Here is a 15,663-nt window from a genome sequence, read left to right on the forward strand (position 1 = left end):
GCCTTAGGGCTTGGCAGGGTCGACCGAGGACGGCGCCGGAGAAGCCGGGACACCCTCGAGCGTCACCAGCTTCACTTTGGAGTAGCCGCCCGAGCGCAACAACTCCATCACGCCCATCAGCTCGCCATAAGGCACCGTGCGATCGGCGCGCAGGAAGACGTATTTGTCCTTGCCCATGTCCGCGAGGCCGTCGAGCGAGGCCGCCAGGTTGGCACGCGTGACCGGGTTCTCCCCGATCGCAAGCGTCAAATCGGACTTGATGCTGACATAGGTCGGCTTGTCCGGTTTCTTCTGCGGTGTGGCAGTGGAGGTCGGCAGATCGACGGGCAGGTCAACCGTCGACAGCGGCGCGGCGACCATGAAGATGATCAGCAGCACCAGCATGACGTCGATGAACGGCGTGACATTGATCTCATGCGTTTCGGAGAAGTCCGCATCATCGTCGAGATCGTTGTCTGCGAGCGAAACGCCCATCGCCTACTCCGCCGCTGCGCGCGAATGAACGCTGCCATGACTGCGGTCGAGGTCGCGCGAGAGCAGCCGCGCCGCCGCACCCGAGGCGCGGCTGACAAGCTCGAGGTAGCCCTTCGTCATGCGCGCGAAATGATTGTAGATGATAACGGCCGGGATCGCCGCGACGAGACCGATCGCGGTCGCAAGCAGTGCTTCGGCGATGCCGGGCGCGACGACCGCAAGGTTCGTCGTCTGCGACTTCGAGATGCCGATGAAGCTGTTCATGATGCCCCAGACGGTGCCGAACAGGCCGACGAAGGGCGACGTGGCGCCGATGGTCGCGAGCACGCCCATGCCGATCCGGATCCGCCGCGACTCTGCGCGAGCGATCTCGGCAAAACTCGAGGCGGCGCGTTCCTTGATGCCGGCGTCGCTGGAAATCCCTGCGGACGCCCTCGCCTCGCGCAGCGCGGCCGCGAGGAATGACGGCAGGATGCCTTCCTTGGCACCCAGCGCAAACTGGGCCTCTGCAAGCGAGCGTGCGTCGGCGATCTTCTTCAGGGCCGAACGCAGCCTGCCCTGCGCCAGCGTCAGCTCGATCGATTTGGCGATGAATATAGTCCAGGTGACGAGAGACGCGAAGGCAAGCCCGATCATCACCGCCTTCACGATGATGTCCGCCGACATGAACATCACCCAGGGCGACAGTTCCTTCATCACAGGTGCAGTCGATTTCGGCGCGCGGCCGGCGTCAGTCGACGCCGCCTCTGGTGCCGCTGGGACGGCCGTTGCCGCAGGTGCTGCAGCCGATGGCGCTGCCGGGGTAGCGGCCGGCTGCGATGCGGCCGGCGGCGTTGCCGTCTGCTGCTGTGCCGAAACGGGGAGCGCGAGCGCAATCGCCGCCAGCATCACGGTTGCGGCAAGGCTTGTTCGGCAAAGGCTCGCTCGGAAAGTTGTGGTCTTCATACTTCGGCCCAGTAGCGAATGAGGTTGTGATAGATGCCCGTCAATTTGACCGTTTCGGGGTCGTCGCGTCCCAGCCGCTGCGCCAGCGCCTGAATGGCAGTATCGAGGTCAAAGATCAGGCTGCGGGCCTGATCATCCCGTACCATGCTCTGCAGCCAGAAAAAAGACGCCACCCGCGTGCCCCGCGTCACCGGCGTGACGAGATGCAGGCTGGTCGAGGGGTACAGCACGCAGTCGCCTGCCGGCAACTTAACTTCGTGCGAGCCGTAGCTGTCCTCGATCACGAGTTCGCCACCGTCGTATTCCTCCGGCTCGGCGAGGAACAGCGTGACCGACAGGTCGGTGCGGATGCGAAGGCCGGTCAGGCGATCGCCGCGGATCGCGTTGTCGACGTGCAGACCGAAATGGTGCCCGCCGCTCGCCGCATAGCGGTTGAATAGCGGCGGGAAGATCTGCAGCGGGATCGCCGCCGCCAGGAAGCGCGGGTTCGACGTCAGTGCCGAGATGATGCGGTTGCCGAGCTTGCGCGCGACCTCGCTGTCCGGCGGCAATTGCTCGTTGCGCTTGACCATCGCCGACTGCGCACCCGCCGTCGAGCGGCCGTCCTCCCACTCGCTCGCATCCATGATGCGGCGGAAATCCGCCACATCATCCTTGCCGAGAACACTGGGTATGCAGGTCAGCATGATCAGAACTTGATGATCAGAACTTGGCCGAAGTCACGACGTAGAAAGCCCGGCCCGGTGCGACCGCCACGAACGGTGTCGCACTGCGATAGAGCGTGTCGTAGTAGAGCTTGTTGGTCAGGTTCTGCGCGTAGAGCTTCATGGTCCAGTGCTCGTCGATCTTCTTTTCGACGAACGCGTCGAAACGCCAGTAGCTCGGGATCAGGGTGCCGGTGTTGGCGCCGAAGGTGCCGCCGTAGACCTTGGAGCGGAAGACCGCCTGGCCGCCGACTTCCCAGTCGCCGTCGAACTTGTACTTGGAGAGCAGACTGAAGGACTGGTGAGCGACGTTGGCGAGCTGCAGACCGACATTGCTCGCGATGTTGCTCTTGGTCACCTTCGACTCCATCAGCACGATGCCGCCGAAAATGCTCCAGCGATCGGTGAGCTTGCCGCTGGCCTCGATGTCGATGCCCTGGATCCGGTACGCCGCACCCGACGTGAGCGTGCTCACGCCATTCACGGTCACGGTCTCGCGGGCATTGTCCTTGTCGGTTTGGAACAGCGCGCCGCTCACCAGGAGGTGGCGGTCGAACAGCTCCCACTTGGTACCAACCTCGGCGGCCTTGTTGCGCTCGGGCCCGAGGATCGTGGTGCCCGTCGGCGGAGCCGAGCCGTAATCCGTGCCGGTCGCGTCGAGCTCGGAGCCGAACGGATTGGTCGAGGTCGCATACGCCGCATAGAGGCTGCCGATCGGAACCGGCTTGTAGACGATGCCGCCATTGTAGTTGACGAAATCCGAGTTGACCCGACTCACTGCCGTCGCGGTCGACGATCTCAGGGCATAGTTGTCCCACCGAACACCGCCATTGACGATGATGGTGTCTTCCCAGTTCGCGGTATCGAGCACGTAGAGCGCGCCGCTGTCGACATTGTAGTGGGTCGGATCACCGCCCAGAACAGGGTTGAACGGGCCGGGGTTGAAAGTATAGCCGGGCGAATAGATCGACTGGCCCGTCAACGCGCCGTTGCTGGTAAATCCGCTGCCGTTCACCTCCGATGCAAGACCAGCGTAGCGACCGATGCCGATACGCTCGTTGGAGACCTCGAGGCCGGTCACCGCGGTGTGCTTGATCGATCCCGTGTTGAACTTGAACGTGGCGTCTTCCTGGTTCGCGACAACGTCGACCCATTGGTTGCGGCTCTGCGCGCTCGCGGTGAAGGTCCACTTCGTCGGATCGGGATTGGTCGTCACCGGCGACTGCGGCAGCGTCCCGATATAGGCCAGCGTCGACTGCTCCATCCGGGTCCGGCTGGTCAGGGTGATGTTGTCGGTCGGCTTGTACTCACCCGTCAGCGTGCCGAAATCCTGCCGCGCGGTCTGCCAGTCGCGATTGAGGAAGCCGTACCAGGTCTGGCGCGGAATGCCCGCTTCGGTGACCGGCACGTTGCCCTGCTTGTAATAGGGCACGCCGAAATCCGGGTAGCCGCTGAGATCGGTGTGGACGTAGTTCGTGGTGATCTTGATGTCGTTGGTCGGCGTGTACTTGGTCGAGAGGAAGGTACCCCAGCGATTGTCGGTCACATAGTTGCGGCCGGCAACGTTGGCGTCCTGGAACAGGCCGCCGGTGCGCACCGAGAAGGTCGGGTTGATGACCTGGTTGACGTCGAGCGTGACGCGCTTGGTCATGTCGGTGCCGAAGGTGGTCTCGGCATTGGTGAAGTTGCGGTCACCCGCCTGCTTGGTGACGATATTGATGGCGCCGCCCGCGGTGCCGCGTCCGGCGAAGGACGAAGCAGGTCCGCGCAGGATCTCGAGCTGCTCGGTGAAGAAGTTCTCGCGAATGCTGACGGCGGGATCGCGGATGCCGTCGATGAAGACGTCGTTGCGCGCATCGAAGCCGCGGATGAAGAAGCGGTCACCGAACGCGTTGCCGCCCTCGCCCGATCCGAGCGTCACGCCGGCGGTCGAGCGACCGATCTCCTTCAACGTCGTGGCGTTCTTGTCGTCCAGCACTTCCTTGCTGAGCACGGTGATGGTCTTCGGCGTGTTCAGCAGCGGCTCGGGAAACTTGCCCGAAGCCTGCACGTGATCGACCTTGTAGGGAGCTGCCGGATCGGCATAGGGGTTGCGGTCAGGCGCACCTGCGCTCTGCGGCGGCGCGGCGGCGGCCTGCTGCGCCTGCTGGCGCTGCGCCGCGCGGCGAAGTGCATTGCGCGCACGAATCTGCTCCGGCGAAGGCTTCGAGGCGGCAGGCCGCGGTCGCTCGACCGGCGCATCGACGCTGACCGGCGGAAGATTCGACTGCTGCGCCTCTGCCGTGCCCGAGAACGATGCCACTGCGATCAATCCGGCCACCGCCGATGCCGCCTTGCCAGCGCCGCCTTCGAACCTTTCGTCGATGAAATCAATTGCCGCGAACGATCGCAGCGACTTCGGTGCAACCACCTGCCCCATAACCACACGCCCCATTTTCATGATCGCTCATGCGCGTCATTCGCGATGAACGTTGGGGCGTTCCTATCGGCCGCAAAATTCGTGGTCAATGCGGGCAGGCCCGTGAGAACGCTTGAATATCTCCAGATCAAAACGATTCTAATCTGGAGTTTGAAATCGTTCTAAAGAACCAGTTTGTAAGCGTTCTAAAGAGCTGAAAATCTGCGCATCGTCCTCGCTGCAATATGCCAGCATCAATCGCTGCTCGGCGGCTTCATCAGCGAGAACAGCTCGTCAACCGTTTCCTGTGCGACGGAACGAACGCGATCGGTGTTGTCCATGCCGGCGATGTTGACGCCGTTCACGACGGCTTTTATTTCGTCGCGAAAGTCGGTCAGGAAGCGCAAGGGATCGCCCTGCTCATTGGCGACGCGCGCGATCAGGCCCGTGATCAAAATCTGACACGCGATCATCTTGCCGTTGAGTTCGTCCATCATGCGCTCCCGTTGTGCGGCGCTGATATGGACGACGTCGGATGTGCTGACAACGGAAACGCGGCGCGATCGATTTAGAAACGTTCTGGCGAGGACGGCACGCCGGTGTCCGAAGGTCTTTCGCCTTCAGCGCGGCGCCTGCGGATGGCGACGCGGTGCGCGAGCATCGTACAACCTTTGCACGTTGGTCGATGCAGGCGCCCGACAGGCTGCCCAAGAGGGTGGCTCTTCGTGCAGCGCGCGCGCCGCCCGGATCGGATGCAAAGCTTTCCGATTGTTTAGGATTCTCAAGCGACAGTGTTGTTTACACTGGAACTTGGCGTGTATTATACAGGCTGCCGCCGGAACCCTTTCAAAGACCCATCATTCAACCTTTTGGGCAAACGAGCCGATACGAAGCTGATATGAAAAAGTCGCGGCCGATTCTGTGGTTTTCCCTCATCGCAGCCGTGGCCGTGGCAGGCTATTTCGGCTGGCAACGCTTTTATGGTCCGGACGCGGCCAAGACCCAGACCGCGCAGAAGGGCTCGCCGCGGCCGGTCGCAGTTCCTGTCACCATCGCACCGGTCCAACAGGCCGATTTTCCGGTCTATCTGACCGGTCTCGGCACGGTTCAGGGTTTCAACACCGTACAAGTCCGGACTCGCGTGGACGGCCAGATCGACAAGATCGCCTTCACCGAGGGCCAGATCGTCAACCAGGGCGACCTATTGGTTGAGATCGATCCCCGCCCCTTCCAGGCCGTGCTCGACCAGGCCAAGGCCAAGAAGCAGCAGGACGAGGCCAACCTCGCCAACGCCAATCTCGACCTCCAGCGCTATACCAAGCTCGGCGAATTCGCGACCCGGCAGCAGACCGATACCCAGCGCTCCACCGTCGCTCAGCTCACCGCGCAGATCGCCGCCGACGAGGCCGCGATCTCCAATGCCCAGACCCAGCTCGACTACACCCAGGTCAAGTCCCCGATCACGGGCGTCGCGGGTCTGCGCCAGGTCGATATCGGCAACATCGTCAATGCTTCCAGCCAGACGGCGATCGTCTCTATTGCCCAGATCGAGCCGATCACGGTGATCTTCACCGCGCCCGAGGACCAGCTGCCCTATATCAATGAGGGCCAAAAGGCGGGCGCGCTCAAGGTGATCGCGCTGACCACCGACGGCAAGAAGACCCTCGCGGAAGGCAAGCTCGCCGTCATCAACAATCAGGTCGACACCACCAGCGGGACTATTCGGCTGAAAGCGGTGTTCGACAACAAGGACCACACGCTGTGGCCGGGCCAATCGGTCTCGACGCGCCTTCTGATCCGGACGCTGAAGGATGCCACGGTGGTTCCCGACGACGCAGTCCAGCATTCAACCAATGGTCTCTACGCCTACACCGTCAATCAGGAGAACAAGGCTGAACTGCGCAAGCTCAAGGTCAGCTATTCCATCGATGGACGCTCGGTGATCGATGAAGGACTTAGCCCGGGACAACAAGTGATCACCGGCGGTCAGTTCAAGGTGCAGCCCGGAAGCCTCGTCTCCACGGCGGTCGCGAGTTCGAATCCAGGCCAGAACAAGGTTCGACAGGAATGAACGACGGCGGGATTTCGGCACCTTTTATCCGTTATCCCATCGGCACATCGCTGCTGATGGCCGGCATTCTGTTTGTCGGCCTCGTCGCATACCCCCTGCTCCCGGTCGCGCCGCTGCCGCAGGTTGACTTCCCGACCATCCAGATCACGGCGAACCTGCCCGGCGGCAGCCCGGAGACGATGGCCTCCTCGGTCGCCCAGCCGCTGGAGCGCCAGTTCGCCCAGATCCCCGGCATCGCCCAGATGACGTCGACGAGCTACCTGGGCACGGCCTCGATCACGATCCAGTTCGACCTCAATCGCAGCATCGACGGCGCGGCCAACGACGTGCAGGGCGCCATCAACGCGGCCAGCGGCCAATTGCCGAAAAACCTGCCCTCGCCGCCGACCTATCGCAAGGTCAACCCGGCGGACTCGCCGATCCTCCTGCTGTCGGCCACCTCCGAGACACTACCGCTGACGACCGTCAGCGATGCGATTGACGCCCAGCTCGCCCAGCAGATCAGCCAGATCTCCGGCGTCGCGCAGGTCTTCATCGGCGGCCAGCAGAAGCCGTCGGTCCGCGTGCAGATCGATCCGGCGAAACTGGTCGCCAAGGGCCTGTCGCTCGAGGATGTCCGCAGCGCGATCGCGATCACCACGGTCGACAGCCCCAAGGGCAATATCGACGGCGAGAAACGCGCCTACACCATCTACGCCAATGACCAGCTGCTCCAGTCGAAGGACTGGAACGACGTCATCATCGCCTACCGCAACGGCGGCCCATTGCGAATCCGCGATATCGGCCAGGCGGTCACCGGCCCCGAGGACGCCAAGCAGGCCGCCTGGGCGAACGGCAAGCGCGGCGTGTTCCTGGTGGTTTTCAAGCAACCTGGCGCCAACGTCATCGAGACCGTCGACCGGATCAAGGCAACCCTGCCCCGGCTGGTGGCGGCGATCCCGCCGGCGATCAAGATCGAAGTCATCAGCGACCGCACCACCACCATCCGCGCCGCGGTGGAGGACGTCCAGTTCACGCTGCTTTTGACCATCATCCTGGTGGTCATGGTGATTTTCGTCTTCCTGCGCAGCTTCTGGGCGACCGTCATCCCTACCGTCACGGTTCCACTGGCGCTGCTCGGCGCATGCGCGCTGATGTGGGTGTTCGGCTATTCGCTCGACAATCTGTCGCTGATGGCGCTCACGATCGCGGTCGGATTCGTCGTCGACGACGCCATCGTGATGCTCGAGAACATCACGCGCTACATCGAAAACGGCGATTCGCCCCTCGCGGCCGCCTACAGGGGAGCCAAGGAGATCGGCTTCACCATCGTGTCGATCAGCATCTCGCTGGTTGCGGTGCTGATTCCCCTGCTGCTGATGGGCGGCATCATCGGGCGCCTGTTCCGCGAGTTCGCCGTCGTGCTGGCGATGACGATTTTCGTCTCGATGTTCGTGTCGCTGACCCTGACCCCGATGATGGCCTCGCGGTTCCTCCGCGCCCATGGCGAGGTGAAGCACGGCAAGTTCTACGCGTGGAGCGAGCGCGCCTTCGACTCGATGCTGCGCGGCTATGAATATATCCTCGACCACGCGCTGAGCTGGCGGCGGACGACGCTCACCATCTTCTTCGCCACGCTCGGCCTGTCGATCTACCTGTTCGTCCTGATCCCCAAGGGCTTCTTCCCGCAGCAGGACGTCGGCCTGATCACCGCGACCTCCGAAGCATCCCAGGACATCTCGTTTGCCGAGATGCAGAAGAAGCAGCAGGAGCTCGGCAAGATCGTGATGGCCGATCCTGACGTTGCCTCCATCGCAATGAACATCGGCGGCAGCGGCCGGGCCGGCAACAACGGCAACATGTTCATTACGCTGAAGGCGCGCAACGATCGCGAGGCGTCGGCGCAGCAGATCATCGCGCGGTTGCGTCCGAAACTCGAGAAGGTCGAAGGCGCCCGCCTCTACATGCAGGCCGCCCAGGACGTTCGGCTCGGTGGCCGGCCGACGCGCACCCAATTCGAATTCACGTTGCAGGACGCCGATCTCGGCGAGCTCAATGACTGGGCGCCGAAGATCCTCACCAAGATGCAGACGCTGCCGGAGCTGCGCGACGTCGCGACCGACCAGCAGACCCAGGGCACCACGGTCCAGCTCAAGATCAATCGGGACACCGCCTCGCGCTACGGCATCCAGCCGCAGCTGATCGACGACACGCTCTACGACGCATTCGGCCAGCGCCAGGTCACGCAGTACTTCACGCAGCTCAACAGCTATCACGTGATCCTGGAGATCCTGCCGGAGATGCAGGGCAGTCTCGACAGCCTGAACAAGCTGTACCTGAAATCGCCGCTAACGGGCGACCAGGTGCCGCTGTCGACATTTGCGACCTGGACGACCGACCCGGTCCGCCCGCTCTCGATCAGCCACCAGGGCCAATTCCCGGCGATCACGATCAGCTTCAACCTCGCCCAGGGCGTGGCGCTGGGACAGGCTACGGAAGCCGTGCAGAAGGCGATGGCCGATCTCGGCGCGCCGGCGACGCTGAATTCGAGCTTCCAGGGCACCGCGCAGGCTTTCCAGCAGTCGCTCGGCACCGTGCCGCTGCTGATCCTGGCAGCCCTCGTCGTGGTCTATCTGATCCTCGGCATTCTCTACGAGAGCTACATCCACCCGATCACGATTCTATCGACCCTGCCTTCGGCTGGCGTCGGCGCGCTGCTGATCCTGATGGCCGCCGGGTTCGACTTCAGCCTGATCGCGCTGATCGGCATCATCCTGCTGATCGGCATCGTGAAGAAGAACGGCATCATGATGGTCGACTTCGCGATCGCGGCCGAGCGCGACGAGCACAAGACACCGGCGGAATCGATCCGCCAGGCCGCGCTGCTCCGCTTCCGCCCGATCATGATGACGACGATGGCGGCCCTTCTCGGCGGCGTGCCCCTGATGCTTGGGCACGGCACCGGTGCCGAAATCCGCCAGCCGCTCGGCTATGCCATGGTCGGCGGCCTGATCGTCAGCCAGGCCCTGACCCTGTTCACGACGCCTGTGGTCTATCTCTATCTCGATGAGCTCTCCAACTGGTTCTCCGGCTGGGGACGTTCCAAGGAGAGCGAGCACGAGGCGACCGAGCACGGCACGGTCAAGGAAGCGGCCGAGTAAGCCAGCGCCTGCGGCCCCAATTCCCGCACGTTTATCTCCTTTCAAGCCAAAGCGATATTTCATGTCCAAGCGCACCAATCTTGCCGCCCTCCTTTCGATTGCCTTGCTGTGGAGCGGATCCGCACACGCTCAGGGCACCAAGTCCAAGGCCGAATCCAAGACTTCTCCGCCCCAAGCCGCACAGCCCGCGGCTCCCGCCGCGCAGCCGCAGGCCGATGTTGCGCCGGCGCCGCAGGCGGGCTGGGCCGCGCGCTGCACCAGCGTGAGCCGCGAGGCGCCGCTGGAATGCGCAATCGAGCAGAACGCGGTGCTGACCAAGACGGGACAGCTCATCGTGCTGATCAACATCCGCGTGCCCGCCGACACCCGCGTGCCCACCGCGCTGATCCAGCTGCCGCTCGGCCTCAACATTCCCGTCGGCGCCAAGCTCCAGGTCGACGAGGGCAAGACGGTCGACCTGCCGATCCAGACCTGTGAGAATCGCGGCTGCTACGTCTCGACGCCGATTTCGGCGGATCTGCTCGCCGCGCTCAAATCCGGCAAGCAGTTGAAGGTCTCCTTCCAGAACATGTCGAAGGAGACCATCAACATTCCGATGCAGCTGACCGATTTCGCGGCCGCCTACGACAAGATCAAGTAAGGGGCCGCGACAGCGTCATCCCGCCCCCAGGTAAGCCTTCTGCACCTGCGGATCGTTCGCCAGCGCGGTCGCGGTGCCGGACAAGACGCTTCTGCCGACCTGCAACACCGTCGCGAAATCGGAGACCTCGAGAGCGAGCTCGATCGACTGCTCGGCGAGCAGGAGCGTCAGGCCCTCGCGATGCAAGCGGCCGAAGGTCTCGTACATGGACTCCACGACCGCCGGCGCCAGCCCGAGCGACGGCTCGTCCAGCATCAGCAGTTTGGGGTCGCTCATCAGCGCGCGGCCGACCGCGAGCATCTGCCGCTCGCCGCCCGACATGGTGCCGGCGCGCTGGTTGCGTCGCTCCTTCAGTTGCGGAAATATCTCGTAGACGCGCTCGAGCAGCGCCGACTTGCGCGACTTGTCACGCAAGGGCGTCGCGCCAAGCAGGAGATTGTTCTCGACGCTCTGCTGCACGAACAGCCGCCAGCCTTCCGGCGACAGCGCCAGACCCTTGCGCACGATCGCAAAGGCGCTTTCGCCGGCGATCGCCTCGCCGCGAAAGCTGATCGTGCCTGAATGCACCGGGATCAGTCCGGCGATCGCGTTCAGCGTCGTGGTCTTGCCGCCGCCGTTGGAGCCGAGCAGCGCGACGATGCTGCCTTCGGGCACCTCCAGCGATACATCGGACACGCCGATCAGGTCGCCATAGCGCACTTCGAGGTGCTCGATCCGCAGCAGCAGCCCGCTCATGTGGGTCTGCCCATCAGTTCGATCGGCGTGTGGCCGGCGGCCGCTTTCGCGGCGCGCGTACCGAGATAGGCCGCGATCACCGCCGGGTTCGCGGTTACCTCACGCGGGCTGCCGTTGGCGATCTCCCTGCCCTGGTGGAAGACGATCACTCGGCTTGCCAGCGACATGATCACTTCCATGATGTGCTCGACGATAACGAGCGTGACGCCGGCACGATGGATGTCACGCACGAGATCGATCGCGAGCTTGACCTCCTGCGCATTGAGACCCGCCATGGCTTCGTCGAGCAGCAGAACCTTCGGCTCAGTCGCAAGCGCACGGGCAATCTCCAGGCGCTTTCGGCCGGGCGTGCCCAGCGAACGCGCCGGCGCATCCGCAAGCCTGATCATCCCGACTCGCTCCAGCACCGCGCGCGCCTTGGCCTCGGCCTCGCCGCGGTGCGCGGCACGCAGGAACGCTCCGATCATAACGTTCTCCAGCACCGTCATGCCCTCGAACGTCTGCGGCACCTGGAAGGTGCGCGCCAGCCCGAGCTGCGCACGCCGCTCGGGCGCGAGATCGGTGATGTCACGGCCTTCGAACAGGACACGGCCCATGGTCGTCCTGAGATCACCGGTAAGGCAGTTGAAGAATGTCGACTTGCCGGCGCCGTTCGGTCCGATCAGGCCGAGGATATCGCCCTGCTCCAGCGTCACGGAGGCATCATCGACTGCCTTGAAGCTGCCGAAGGCCTTTGTGATACCGCGCGCTTCAAGGAGCATGAGGCGCTCCCGCTTCGCTTCCCGGCTTGGATCGTCGCTTGAGGAGGCTCAAAATGCCGCCCGGCTGGAAGCGCGCAATCAGCACGATGATCGCGCCGTAAACCACGAAGGTGAGGCCTGCGCCCTTGCCGCCCAGCACGCTGTTGGAGATTTCCTCCAGCGGCACGAGGATCGCAGCGCCGACCAGCGGACCGAACAGAAGCCCTGCTCCGCCGAGCGCGGCCATGATCAGGATCTTCACGGAGATCAGGATGCCGAGGCCGGAGTCGGGATCGACGAAACCGAACATCATCGCATAGAGCGCTCCGGCGACACTCGTCAGCGCCCCGCTCAGCATGAACGCGTAAAGCTTCGTGCGGCTCGCGGGCGCACCGAGCGAGCGCGCGGCGCGCTCGGAATCCCTGATCGCACGCAAATAAAATCCCATCCGGCTATTCGTCATCCACCAGGTGACGAAAAGCGTGATCACAAGGACCAGGAGGAACAGATAGTAGTAGGGCAGCGACGAGATGAACGAGAGATCGAAGACGTTGCGGGCGACCGTCGGGCCGCTCAACCCCACCGCCGCGCCAAGATAATCCGTGTTGGTGACGATCAGCCGCATCGTCTCGGCAACCGCAATCGTCGCCATGCTGAAATAGTGACCAGACAGCCGCAGCGTCGGCACGCCGATCACGGCCGCCAACGCTACCGCAATCACAATGCCACCGGGGATGCCGAATAGCGGCGACAGGCCGAATTTGGCGTAGGCGCCCATCGCCGCATAGGCGCCGCAGCCGAAGAACACGACATGGCCGACCGAGACCTGGCCGGCATAGCCGCCCACGATGTTCCAGGCAGAGGCCGCGATCGCATAGAGCAGCACCAGCGCGCCGAGGCGCTGCTGGAACGGCGAGGACAGCAGCAAAGGATAGACAATCGCGACCGCCGCTAGCACCGACAGCCCGAGCCAATGCCGCATCACATCTTCCCCATCAGGCCCTGCGGCCGGAACCAGAGGAAGAACAGGAACAGGATGTAGACGACGATGTCCTTGTAGACCGCGCCGATCAGGAAGCCCGACAGGGATTCGATGACGCCGATCAGGAGGCCCGCGACCAGCGCACCCGGCACACTGCCGAAGCCCCCGAGCGAGACCGTGACGAAGGCAACGATGCCCAGCGTCTCGCCCACCGTCGGCACGATGTAGAAGAAGTTCGCAATCAGCGCGCCGGCAAGTCCCGTCGCCCCCGCCGCAATCGCCCAGGCGATCGCCTGCATCGCGTCAGGCCGGATGCCCATGAGCTGGGCCGCGGTTGCATCCTCCGCAACCGCCAGCATTTTCGAGCCGAGCGAGGTCCGCGTCAGCAACAGGTGCAGGCCGAGCGTCACCCCTAGCGCGACGACACCGGCAAGCAGCCGCGATGCCTCGAGACGCAGCCCCGCCACCGCATACGTGCCGCCGACGATATTCTGCGGCAACGACTTGAAGTCAGCGCCGAACCACCAGAACACGGAATAGCGCAACAGCAATGCGAGACCGAAGGTGCCGAGGATCTGCGCCAGCATCGGCCCCTTCATGATGTCGCGGATCAGGCCGAAATAGACGACGACGCCGAGCGTCGCCAGCGCCAGCACCGCCAGCGGCGCGCCGAGAAGCGGGCCACCGCCCATCAAGGTATAGACGACATAGGCGACGTACATGCCGAGCATGACGAAATCGCCATGCGCGAAATTGACGATGTTCATCATGCCCCAGACCAGCGTGAGGCCGGAGGAAAACAGGGCGTAGACGGCACCGAGCAGGAGCCCGCCGACGATCACCTGCACGAGGACAAAGGACATGAGCCGGGCCGCTCTGACAAGCGAACAAAAACGGCGGGACCGCCGGTCTCGCCTCCGAAATCCTCACCAGCCCTTGTAGGGCATCACCGGCGCCTTCTCGGCATTGCCCTTCGGCCATACCGAGACGTAATTCTCGCCGTCCTGAAGCTGGATGATATAGGCCGACGCCAGCACGTTCTGTCCCTTCTCGTCGAACTTGACGCCCTTGTAGCCCATGATGAGCTGCTCGGGCTTGAGGTCCGTCGCCTTCAGCGCCGCCTGGATTTTCGCGGGATCCGTCGAGCCCGCGCGGTCGATGGCATCGACCAGCACGAAGAAGCCCTGCATCTCGCGCCCGACCGTGTCTTCCATCTCCTCGCCGCTCTTCTTCTTGTACATGTCGGCGATGACGGCGCTGGGCGAACCGGCGGAGCCCACGGCCCAGGACGAGCGGTTGAACACGCCCTGCGAGAGCTTTCCGACCGCCTTGATGAACGACGGATCGGAATAGCCGGAATCATCAGCCAGCAGCATCGGTGGCTTGTAGTCGAGCGACTGCATGGTTTTCGCAAACAGGATCGCGTCCGACGTGTAGGAGATCATCAGCACGACATCCGGCTTCTTCTCCTTGAGCTGAAGCACCTGCGCCTGCAAGTCGGTTGCGTTGACGGCATAGGCGACGTCGATGACGCCGGTGCGCCCCTTCTCCTTGAAACCCGTGGTGATCGTGCTCGCAACGGAGGTACCGTATTCGGTGTTGTCATGGACTAGCGCGACAGTGTCGGTCTTGGCTCCGGCCGCCTTCATATCGGTCAAAAATTCGTCGTAGATGCGAACGAAATCCGGCGCGATCGGCGTAGTGCGGAAAAACCATTTGAAGCCACGCTCGGTGAGATTCGCGGCGACCGATTCCGGCGTCAGGTACGGAATGCCGTATTTCTCCGCGATCGCACTCGATGTCAGCGTGATGCCGGACTGATAGGCGCCGAGGATCGCGACCACCTTTTCTTCCGTGATCAGACGCAGTGCCTGGTTTTGCCCGGTCGCCGGGCTGCCCTGGTTGTCGGCGATGACAATCTGGACCTTGGCGCCGCCAAGGCCCGCGAGCCCGGCGTTCTTGGCGAGCGGCAGCTTGTCGAGCTCGGGATGGGCGTTGTTGATGATGTCGCTGGCGACTTCGAGCGCGGCCTTGGCGTGCGCGCCGATCGATGCGGTGCTGCCGGACATCGGCAAGATGACTCCGATCTTGACGACCTTGTCCTCAGCCTGCGCGCGTCCCGCAAGCATAACCGCCATCGCGGCCGCGCAAAGCAGCCGGGGAGCGAGCTTCAATGTCATGAACCAGACCTCCCAAGGGTTTCCCCGACCAGATTTTTAAGGCTTCGAAGCTTCGGCGAGCAGCCTGCTTCCATTTGATTTTCCTGGCGTGCGGAGGATGGCATGCCGGTCTGAAACCGGCAAGGTGAGACACGATTGCATATGCTGCATCGGCAGATGCGGATGACATCCGCGTGTGCCCGTTGCTCACACGCGAGATCGCGAACACGTCTTCGCGCTCGCGGCGCGTTTTCGCTCGAGCCGTGCCCGCTGTCAGGCCGGCGCCGCGCGACGTACCTCGATGAAGGTTTCGAAGCCGCCGAAGATCAACCGCTTGCCATCGAAGGGCATGCCGGCGTTCTTCAGGCGGGGATCCTCCATCACCTTCTTGTTGATGGCATCGCGGCTTTGCCGGTCGCGGTAGACGATCCAGGATAGCACCACGATCTCATCCTCCTTCGCCATCACCGCGCGCGGAAACGAGGTCATCTCGCCATAGGGAACGTCGTCACCGATGCATTCGACATAGTCGAGCGCGCCGTGCTCCATCCAGACCTCGCACGCCGTTCGCGCCAGCGCCTTGTAGGCGTCGACCTTGTCCTTCGGCACGGCGAGCACGAAACCATCGACATAGGCCATCCCAAATCTCCTTCTGCAGGTTGCCTGCCCCAAGGA

At 63.4% G+C, this 15,663-nt stretch carries 14 protein-coding genes; 3 read left to right on the forward strand and 11 right to left on the reverse strand.

Features of this window, described 5'->3' with window-relative positions; genetic code table 11:
• Positions 1-3: 3 nt before the first annotated feature.
• The 5 genes from exbD to ACV1FX_RS03840 all read right to left on the reverse strand — a co-directional run bounded on the left by exbD (position 4) and on the right by ACV1FX_RS03840 (position 5,015).
• Complete coding sequence (gene exbD / locus ACV1FX_RS03820) at positions 4-474, reverse strand: TonB system transport protein ExbD (RefSeq protein WP_473116211.1); 471 nt, start codon at positions 472-474, stop codon at positions 4-6.
• Positions 475-477: 3 nt separating this feature from the next.
• The gene (gene exbB, locus ACV1FX_RS03825) at positions 478-1,419 is read right to left on the reverse strand and encodes a tonB-system energizer ExbB (protein WP_473116212.1); all 942 of its coding nucleotides are present in this window, start codon (positions 1,417-1,419) and stop codon (positions 478-480) included.
• Positions 1,416-2,105 carry a Fe2+-dependent dioxygenase gene (locus tag ACV1FX_RS03830; RefSeq protein WP_473116213.1) on the reverse strand — a complete coding sequence of 230 codons (690 nt, stop codon included), beginning with the start codon at positions 2,103-2,105 and terminating at the stop codon, positions 1,416-1,418. The genes exbB and ACV1FX_RS03830 overlap by 4 nt, the downstream gene beginning before the upstream one ends.
• A gap of 16 nt (positions 2,106-2,121) precedes the next feature.
• On the reverse strand, positions 2,122-4,542 hold the full coding sequence (locus ACV1FX_RS03835; protein ID WP_473116444.1) for a TonB-dependent receptor: 2,421 nt from the start codon (positions 4,540-4,542) through the stop codon (positions 2,122-2,124).
• 233 nt (positions 4,543-4,775) lie between these two features.
• Positions 4,776-5,015, reverse strand: coding sequence for a hypothetical protein (locus tag ACV1FX_RS03840; protein WP_473116214.1), 240 nt, complete (start codon positions 5,013-5,015; stop codon positions 4,776-4,778).
• A 404-nt stretch (positions 5,016-5,419) separates the two neighbouring features.
• Between ACV1FX_RS03840 and ACV1FX_RS03845 the strand changes: the two genes are divergently transcribed.
• From ACV1FX_RS03845 to ACV1FX_RS03855, 3 genes are all read left to right on the forward strand, one after another.
• Positions 5,420-6,592, forward strand: coding sequence for an efflux RND transporter periplasmic adaptor subunit (locus ACV1FX_RS03845; protein WP_473116215.1), 1,173 nt, complete (start codon positions 5,420-5,422; stop codon positions 6,590-6,592).
• Positions 6,589-9,732 carry a multidrug efflux RND transporter permease subunit gene (locus ACV1FX_RS03850; protein WP_473116216.1) on the forward strand — a complete coding sequence of 1,048 codons (3,144 nt, stop codon included), beginning with the start codon at positions 6,589-6,591 and terminating at the stop codon, positions 9,730-9,732. The genes ACV1FX_RS03845 and ACV1FX_RS03850 overlap by 4 nt, the downstream gene beginning before the upstream one ends.
• A gap of 61 nt (positions 9,733-9,793) precedes the next feature.
• Positions 9,794-10,372, forward strand: coding sequence for an invasion associated locus B family protein (locus ACV1FX_RS03855; RefSeq protein ID WP_473116217.1), 579 nt, complete (start codon positions 9,794-9,796; stop codon positions 10,370-10,372).
• A 15-nt stretch (positions 10,373-10,387) separates the two neighbouring features.
• Here ACV1FX_RS03855 and ACV1FX_RS03860 read toward each other — a convergent pair whose 3' ends face one another.
• From ACV1FX_RS03860 to ACV1FX_RS03885, 6 genes are all read right to left on the reverse strand, one after another.
• Positions 10,388-11,107 carry an ABC transporter ATP-binding protein gene (locus tag ACV1FX_RS03860; RefSeq protein ID WP_473116218.1) on the reverse strand — a complete coding sequence of 240 codons (720 nt, stop codon included), beginning with the start codon at positions 11,105-11,107 and terminating at the stop codon, positions 10,388-10,390.
• Positions 11,104-11,868 carry an ABC transporter ATP-binding protein gene (locus ACV1FX_RS03865; protein ID WP_473116219.1) on the reverse strand — a complete coding sequence of 255 codons (765 nt, stop codon included), beginning with the start codon at positions 11,866-11,868 and terminating at the stop codon, positions 11,104-11,106. The genes ACV1FX_RS03860 and ACV1FX_RS03865 overlap by 4 nt, the downstream gene beginning before the upstream one ends.
• Complete coding sequence (locus ACV1FX_RS03870) at positions 11,858-12,829, reverse strand: branched-chain amino acid ABC transporter permease (RefSeq protein ID WP_473116220.1); 972 nt, start codon at positions 12,827-12,829, stop codon at positions 11,858-11,860. Before ACV1FX_RS03870 ends, ACV1FX_RS03865 begins: the two co-directional genes overlap by 11 nt.
• Positions 12,829-13,692: a branched-chain amino acid ABC transporter permease gene (locus tag ACV1FX_RS03875; RefSeq protein ID WP_473116221.1), complete on the reverse strand. Its 864-nt coding sequence runs from the start codon at positions 13,690-13,692 to the stop codon at positions 12,829-12,831. The genes ACV1FX_RS03870 and ACV1FX_RS03875 overlap by 1 nt, the downstream gene beginning before the upstream one ends.
• 63 nt (positions 13,693-13,755) lie before the next feature.
• A complete protein-coding gene (locus ACV1FX_RS03880; protein WP_473116222.1) occupies positions 13,756-15,009 on the reverse strand; it encodes an ABC transporter substrate-binding protein in 1,254 nt (417 codons plus the stop codon).
• A gap of 252 nt (positions 15,010-15,261) precedes the next feature.
• Positions 15,262-15,627 (reverse strand): DUF1428 domain-containing protein, encoded by a 366-nt coding sequence (locus ACV1FX_RS03885; RefSeq protein ID WP_473116223.1) that lies wholly within the window; start codon positions 15,625-15,627, stop codon positions 15,262-15,264.
• Positions 15,628-15,663: the final 36 nt, after the last annotated feature.

It is taken from the genome of Bradyrhizobium ingae (genome assembly GCF_055791185.1).